This window comes from Gilliamella sp. B2717 (genome assembly GCF_026536675.1).
In the GTDB taxonomy this organism is placed as follows: domain Bacteria; phylum Pseudomonadota; class Gammaproteobacteria; order Enterobacterales; family Orbaceae; genus Gilliamella; species Gilliamella apicola_I.
The window spans coordinates 39,596-48,088 of record NZ_JAFNNQ010000030.1 but is presented as its reverse complement, the minus strand read 5'-3'; the positions used below and the strand labels follow the sequence as shown (position 1 = coordinate 48,088).

Annotated in this window: 5 protein-coding genes and 1 tRNA gene; 4 read left to right on the top strand and 2 right to left on the bottom strand. The window is 35.2% G+C overall.

Annotated features, from left to right (window positions below; all coding sequences use genetic code 11):
• Positions 1-25: 25 nt before the first annotated feature.
• Together J3U35_RS05430 and J3U35_RS05425 are read right to left on the bottom strand one after the other, a co-directional pair.
• Positions 26-961, bottom strand: a complete 936-nt coding sequence (locus J3U35_RS05430; RefSeq protein WP_267360067.1) for a tyrosine-type recombinase/integrase — start codon at positions 959-961, stop codon at positions 26-28.
• Between the two features lie 241 nt (positions 962-1,202).
• Positions 1,203-1,279: transfer RNA gene (locus J3U35_RS05425), tRNA-Val, on the bottom strand.
• 234 nt (positions 1,280-1,513) lie between these two features.
• Between J3U35_RS05425 and recQ the strand changes: the two genes are divergently transcribed.
• From recQ to dnaX, 4 genes are all read left to right on the top strand, one after another.
• Entirely contained in the window at positions 1,514-3,343 is a 1,830-nt protein-coding gene (recQ, locus tag J3U35_RS05420; protein ID WP_267360065.1) for a DNA helicase RecQ, read from the top strand.
• Between the two features lie 115 nt (positions 3,344-3,458).
• Positions 3,459-4,685 carry a hypothetical protein gene (locus J3U35_RS05415; RefSeq protein ID WP_416380683.1) on the top strand — a complete coding sequence of 409 codons (1,227 nt, stop codon included), beginning with the start codon at positions 3,459-3,461 and terminating at the stop codon, positions 4,683-4,685.
• A gap of 141 nt (positions 4,686-4,826) precedes the next feature.
• Complete coding sequence (locus J3U35_RS05410; RefSeq protein ID WP_267360061.1) at positions 4,827-6,002, top strand: M20 family metallopeptidase; 1,176 nt, start codon at positions 4,827-4,829, stop codon at positions 6,000-6,002.
• 334 nt (positions 6,003-6,336) lie between these two features.
• On the top strand, positions 6,337-8,469 hold the full coding sequence (dnaX, locus tag J3U35_RS05405; protein ID WP_267360059.1) for a DNA polymerase III subunit gamma/tau: 2,133 nt from the start codon (positions 6,337-6,339) through the stop codon (positions 8,467-8,469).
• Positions 8,470-8,493: the final 24 nt, after the last annotated feature.

Sequence of the window (8,493 nt, the reverse complement as noted above, 5' to 3'; positions counted from 1 at the left end):
TTTAAAATCAACATGTTCACCTACCTCATAAATAGGATGCTTTATTAATCCTTAGTTTTTTATATTCCCTACCTCTATTGTCATTATATCTATCTGTCATTTGTTGGGATTTGTGTCCTAATAAAGTCATTGTATCGAGTCGTTGTTCTCGATATAAACGTTCTGCTAATGATCTTATTTCATGAAATGTGGTAGGTGTACCTGTCCAATAATTTTTTTTAAAAACTTTATCACGTAAACGTGCAAATTGTCTTGTTATTGCTTCTAACTTTATTTGTTTATTATTATTGCTTAGCAAATAATTATTTTTGGTTGAATCAATGATATCTTTTAAACTAATATTCAGTTTTTTACATTTCAATTTAACTGGTAATGCTATTTTCGCTCCAGTTTTATATTGTTCAATTAATAAGTAATTACGTTTAATGTTAGATTTTTTCATAGTTGCGATATCGGAACGACGTTGACCCGTTACTATGGCTAACATCATTGCATCATGTAACGTTTTATTTCCCGTTTTGTCAGCTTCATTTAATATTTTTTTAAACTCATTTAATGTCATTCGAGATCGTTTTACTGTAACTTTTGGGCATTTTATTGGATCAGTTGGATTTTTATCATTCCAGCCTTGAGCATAAGCTTCTCTAAATATATCTTTGAGTAAATGATACATACATTTCGCTGATGGTGCTTTATCTTGATCAGTATAAATCTTAATGAGTTGAGCAATATCTTGAGGTGTGATTTTTGCTAAAGGTCTTTTTCCAATGTTTTGTCTGATAACTTTGATTAAATATTTTTTTATTTCGATAGTTTTAGGTTTTAAATTACGTTTTAATAGAATATCTAGATAGTTATCAAGCCAGTTATTAACTAATTTTGAATTTGAAGATTGAAATAATTTAGATAGAAAAAGCATAGCATACCATTCTTTAAATGGAATATTCTGCGCTAAATACATTGAATTAGCTAGCAAATTGAGATATTAAATTTAGATACTCAATGTGAATTCAATAATTAATTTATACTACAATATTTAACAGTTGATATTTTTTTAATTTTTTGAATTTAAAACTTTATATCTATATTTTATTTTGAATAATTTTAGTTAAATAAAAACTTTGTGATGTGGAAATTCGAAAAAACGATTAGTTAAGGATATTGGAACTTATTGTTTTGATACGCATTCATTAAAATTATGATGGTACGCCCGGGTGGACTCGAACCACTGACCCCCACCATGTCAAGGTGATGCTCTAACCAACTGAGCTACGGGCGTAAATTTGAAACACGCAAATATTAGCTTTCAAATTGATTACAAGCAAGTAAAAAAATTATTTTTTGGTTGTTTTTTCAGCTGTTGAACATTTTTGACTATAAAAAACACAAAATTTGTTAGTTTTAAAACTATAACAAATCTAAATTGAAAACAAATATCAGTTCAAGGTGGTTTGTTGCTTTAAATTTAGCTATACTCGATAAATTAACAGCAGTGATTTATTTTTAGGTTAGCATGTCGATAAAAGATCAGATTGATACAGTTTTGCATAATGTTTTTGGTTATAAATCTTTCCGAAATCAACAAAAAGAAATTATCGAATCGATTATCGATGGGCGTGACACTTTAATTATTATTCCTACTGGTGGCGGAAAGTCGTTATGTTACCAAATCCCCGCTGTAATCCTACCCAAAACGGCAATCGTGATTTCACCCTTAATTTCATTGATGAAAGATCAGGTAGATCAATTAGCCGCAAATGGTATTCCTGCTGCTTATCTAAATGGTTCTCAATCGTCATCCGAACAGCAAAATGTCATTGAAAAATACCTTAATCATTCTATTAAGCTTTTATATATCTCACCAGAAAGATTGGCATTAGCGTATTTTCAAAGTTTAATCGAACAAAATCCACCGTCTTTAATCGCAATTGATGAAGCACATTGTATTTCACAATGGGGGCATGATTTTAGACCTGATTATCGGCAATTGGGACAACTTTCAGCACGTTTTCCTGGTGTGCCGATTGTTGCTTTAACGGCTACTGCCGATAAAATGACTCAAGCGGATATTATTACCCAGTTAAATTTAGTGGATCCCTTAGTTGTCGTTCGTAGCTTTGATCGTCCAAATATCCGTTATACTGTTGTCGAAAAATATAATTTAACCGACCAAATTGTCTCATTTATTGAAACCCAAAAAGGGAATAGCGGCATTATTTATTGCGCTAGTCGTTCAAAAGTAGAAGATATGACTACCAGACTTGCTGCACGGGGATTTTCCGTTGCAGCTTATCATGCTGGACTGACTAATCAACAACGCCAACAAGCACAAGAAGCTTTTTTAAAAGATGATATACAAATCATTGTTGCAACCGTTGCTTTTGGGATGGGCATCAATAAACCAAATGTTCGTTTTGTTGTTCATGCCGATTGTCCACGCAGTATCGAGGCTTACTATCAAGAGACCGGGCGAGCAGGGCGTGACGGTGTGCCGGCTGAAGTTATGCTACTGTTTAATGCCAATGATCTGAGCTGGTACCGACAACAGATTAGTGAAAAAATGGAAGGACAACACAAAGATGTTGAATTCCATAAAATCGATGCAATGCAATCATTTGCCCAAAGTTTAACTTGCCGTCGTATCGTTTTACTCAACTATTTTGGTGAACAACGACACGAACCTTGTAATAACTGCGATATATGCCTTTATCCTCCTGAACATTATGATGGTTTAGTTGATGCGCAAAAAGTATTATCTTGTATATATCGTGTTGAGCAGCGCTATGGTGCGCAATATATTGCAGAGGTTTTACGAGGATCAAACCGATCGAAGATAAAAGAAAACGGACATGATCGTTTATCTGTTTATGGTATTGGAAAAGAACACTCCATTGATTATTGGCTTCATGTGATAAGGCAATTAATTTATCATGGCTATCTAATACAAAATATTGCTGCGTATAATACCCTACAATTAACAGAGCGTGCACGCCAAATATTGAAAGGTGAAATTGCATTATCCTTGGCTAAACCACGACTTGAAATTGTGAAGAAAAGTCGTTTAAATCGTTATGCAAGAGCAATAAATTTAACCACTATCTTATCTTATGAAGAGCGTATTTTATTTGGTTATCTTAAAAAATTACGTAAAGACATTGCCGATAGTGAAGATGTTCCACCCTATATTATTTTTAGTGATGCAACCTTACTCGAAATGGTACAAACGATGCCTGAAAGCAAACAACAATTACTCAATATTACTGGTGTTGGTAAAATTAAATTAGAAAAATATGGCAATCTTTTTCTTGATAAAATTAAAGAATACATGATTAACAATATATAATATTAAAACTATTTAAAAATAAACTTAGCATAATAATTATTTGTATGATCCAACAGGAAAAGTTAAATAATTAACAACCAATAAAATGGAGCTTTTTATGTCAACAATGAATGATATGTCTCAAATGCTTGCATTAGTATTATTGCTACTAATTCTTTTTTTAGGCGATATCGTATCTACACGAACCAAAGCATGGGTGCCGTCAGTTTTTGTTTGTGCCGTGCTTTTCTTAGCAGGTTACTTCACTTTTTTCCCAAAAGATATTGTCGCTCGAGCAGGAATACCTAAAGTTGTTGCTGTCATGTTTATGTATCTGTTAGTCGTTAACATGGGAACTTTGCTTTCAGTTAGAGAGTTACTGCGCCAATGGAAAACTATCGTTATTTCACTGTCAGGCATTATTGGAATCATCATTGTGGTTGTGATCGTTGGATACTTATTTTTTGACTACAATACAGTTATTGTTGCGATTCCACCTTTAGTTGGGGGGATTGTTTCAGCTATTATAATGGCTGGCGGTGCAACGAAAGCCGGTTTACAAGATCTTGCTGTGTTTGCCATTATTATTTATGTCATGCAAGGTTTTATTGGTTATCCTCTCACTTCAATCATGCTTAAACGTGAAGGGCGCAGAGTGCTTAAACAGTATCATGACGGTACATGGAATGCTTTAAATGATCCTAAGTCTACATCGAATAAACAAGAAACCGAATCTAATGATGAACATCCAATGCCAAAAATGTTTGCGATGTTTTCAGCACGGTATAACACAACCTATTTTATTTTTTTACGAATTGCGATTATTGGCTTTTTTGCTTATTACGTGGCGAAAGTCTTGGATCCTATTATTAGTATAAGTCCATTTGTACTTTGTCTATTATTCGGTGTAATTGCCGCATCGTGTGGTTTTCTTGAACGTCATCCTTTAAAAAAGGCGGGTGGTTTTGGTTTAGCTGTCATGGGACTTATGCTGTTTATTTTTGACACATTAAGTCAAGCTACACCTGACATGCTAGTAAGATTAATTACGCCTTTGGTTGTCTTTATATTAGCAGCTGTACTTGGTATGTTTATCTTCTCGCTTATTGCCGGAAAAATGCTAAACGTTAGTCGAGAAATGGCGTTTTCGATAGCACTAACAGCACTCTATGGGTTTCCTGCTGATTATATTATTACCAATGAAGTGATTAATAATTTGACCAAAAATGAAAAAGAAAAAGAGGTACTTACTCGTCATATGTTACCGCCTATGTTGATTGGTGGATTTATTTCAGTCACTATAGTGTCGGTTGTTTTAGCAGGCTTTATGGTCAATATGATAGTCGCCCCTGCAATACAGTAAATGATAAATGTCTACAAGTTTGATGACAACTAATCGGATAACAAGATTTAAGAACAGTTTTTCTAACTATCTTCTTAATATGTTTTCAATATCAAACGCATTAATTTTGATGGACTAAATAACAAGAACAAAGGTAGTAAAATGATAAATCAAGATATTAAAAAGATAGTACAACAAAATATAAAAGAAATGGTCGCTTTTCGCCGTGATTTGCATCGTCACCCAGAATTACCGTGGGAAGAGTTCAGAACGACAGATAAAATTGCAGAGCAGCTTGATAAAATTGGCATCCCTTATCGTCGTACTGAGCCAACCGGTATTATTGCCGATATCCAAGGCGGAAAACCAGGTAAAAGAATTTTATTGAGAGCTGATATCGATGCGTTACCGGTGCAAGAGTTAAACGACAATATTGATTACAAATCAACCATAAACGGTAAGATGCATGCTTGTGGACATGACACGCATGCAGCCATGCTACTGACTGCGGCAAAAGCGCTTTATGCAATACGTGATCAACTAAAAGGTAATGTAAGATTAGTTTTTCAGCCTGCTGAAGAGATCGCACAAGGTGCAAAAGGCATGATAAAACAAGGTGTATTAGATGATGTGGATACAGCCTTTGGTATGCATATCTGGTCACAAACACCTGTCGGAAAAGTATCCTGTGTGGTAGGTTCAAGTTTTGCTTCTGCCGATTTGCTCACTGTCCGATTCAAAGGAAAGGGCGGGCATGGCTCGATGCCTCACGACACGGTTGATGCTGTCATGGTGGCATCTTCATTTGTGATGAACATACAATCGATTGTCTCACGTGAAGTGTCTCCGCTTACCCCGGCGGTGGTCACCATAGGAAAAATGGATGTCGGCACTCGTTTCAATGTTATTGCGGAAAATGCGGTTTTAGAAGGTACAGTTCGCTGTTTTAGTGTTGAAGTGCGAAATAAAATTGAAGATGCTATTCGCCGTTATGCCAATCAAGTTGCTGCAATGTATCGTGCAACGGCTGAAGTAGAATACATTTATGGCACCTTACCCGTCATTAATGATGAACAATCTGCGCTATTAGCACAAAAAGTCATTGTTGAATCGTTTGGTGAACAAGCCCTTTATTTCGAGCCACCAACAACTGGCGGCGAAGACTTTAGTTTTTATACTGAAAACATTCCTGGTGCATTTGCATTAGTGGGTTCGGGTAATCCTGAAAAAGATACACAGTGGCCACATCACCATGGTTGTTTTAATGTTGATGAAGACGGCATGATTATGGGCGCAGAATTTTACGCACAATATGCTTGGTCATATTTGAATCAATAATAAATATGAATAATCCAACCATTATGGAATCGAAATAATGGTTGAGATTTATCTACTCTGGATTCAAATTTTCAACTACAATGAATCTGTATTAGTAAACACGCCCATATTTCTGAATAACTAACTACAACAAACTCAATTTATTCTTATCATTCATTTCTTATTAAGAATCTATCTATTAAAAGCATTCCATTAAAATAAACGTCAATAATAAAAATTGACTGGATTTTCATTCAATAAAGTATTGTAAATTGTTTACTGTCATCTTAAAGACTAATTTTACGCTTTATGATATTATTGATGCCAAATTGATTAGTTATACGCAATGGTGAATATGAGTTATCAAGTTCTGGCACGCAAATGGCGACCAAAATCATTTACTGAAGTCGTAGGGCAACAGCATGTCCTCAAGATTCTATCAAATGCACTTTCGCTAGGTCGAGTTCATCATGCTTATCTATTTTCAGGCACGCGTGGTGTTGGCAAAACCTCCATTGCTCGCTTACTTGCTAAAGGCTTAAACTGCGAAAGTGGGATTACTGCCACGCCTTGTGGGGTATGTGATAATTGTCGTGATATTGAGCAAGGCAGATTTGTCGATCTTTTAGAAATTGATGCCGCTTCACGAACTAAAGTTGAAGATACACGTGAAATATTAGATAACATTCAATACTTGCCAACTAAAGGGCGCTTTAAAGTCTATTTAATTGACGAAGTGCACATGTTATCTCGCAGCAGTTTTAATGCCTTGCTAAAAACATTAGAAGAACCACCAGAACATGTCAAATTTTTGTTGGCAACAACCGATCCGCAAAAGTTACCGATTACCATATTATCACGCTGTCTACATTTACATTTAAATGTGCTAGATACTTCGCTTATATCGGAACAGCTTTCTCACATTTTACAACTTGAAAAAATTGAATCTGAACCGAAGGCGATTCAGTTATTAGCCAAAGCGGCTAATGGTAGTATGCGAGATGCCTTAAGTTTAACCGATCAGGCTATTGCCTTAGGTAATGGCGTTGTTGATGCGCAATCAGTCAGTGTTATGTTAGGGTCACTGGATAAAACAATTCCTTTTTTATTGGTTGAGGCACTTTATCAAAATGATGGCAATGCTTTGATGCAACAGATTGAAGCAGCTGCAACACAAGGCGTGGATTGGGATAACTTATTGGCTGAAACCATTACGCTTTTGCATCAAATCGCTTTATTACAAATTGTACCAACAGCATTGGGTGATTATACCGATAATGAAGAACGAATACGCTTTTTAGCACAATACATTGCGCCAAATGATATTCAGTTATTTTATCAAATATTATTAATGGGGCGAAAAGAATTAGCCTATTCACCCGATAAAAAAATAGGTGTTGAAATGAGCTTTCTAAGAGCATTAGCATTTCAACCCAAAACTAATGATAACAATAAGTTAGTGTCAAATACAAAGCCAACGGTTCAGGCACCGCAGCCATCAAAGCCTTTACCTATTCAAGCATCAGCTAGTAAGAGTGACATATCAAACGCCACATCTGACTCGATGAGTAATGTACCGCCCGTGACTGATATTCATCAAAAATCAGCATCTGGCACACCACAATCAGAGCACAATTTTCAACAAGATGAGTTAGAAAAGACATCACGTATTGAGAGTAACGCACAATCTGATATAAAACACTCTCAAAATAATCAGCAACAACCGGCTAAACACGATATGCCGATCCCAGACGATGTCTCTTCAATGACGAAAAGTATTTTAGAAATGCGGATGCAATTAATACAAGAGGAACAAAATAAAAAAAAGTCTGAACTGGTTGAAAAAAATCAACCAATTCAGGCGAGTATCAATGCATCATTAGCGCATGGCACAGACAAACGTTCACACGTAGAGTCAAATGAAAATAACTTAAATAAGCCCGATAAGGATGAAGAGCAAATTACCGCAGAAAATTATCAATGGCAGGCGTGTGGGCTGATTGAAACCAAAGATGAATTAATCATTGATACGAAAAGTTTTCGCGAATCATTAAATGGTGATAAAACACCCGAAATGATGAAAAAATTAATTGATGAAATGGTGCAAAAAGACGCATGGTGTGCCGAAATTGAGCAACTCGATATTGCGCCTTTAATTAAGCAAATTGCGATAAATTGCTCTATTGAACAAATAGATGATGAAAATATCGTTTTACATTTGCGATCAGCGGTAAAACATCTCATTAATGCATCAGCAAATATTTCAAAATTAGAAAAAGCGATGTCGAATTATCGACAAAAGCCGTTAAAAATTAACGTTATTATTGATGATAATCAAACGATAAAAACACCTTTGGAAATGCGTGAAGATCTTTATCAACAAAAACTTGCGCAAGCTAAAGTGACAATTAATCAAGATCCAAAAGTGGCAATGATCTGCCAATATTTTGAAGCCAAGATTGATGAAACAAGTATTCGTCCTGTATAATTATGGACTAAATATATTTAACGA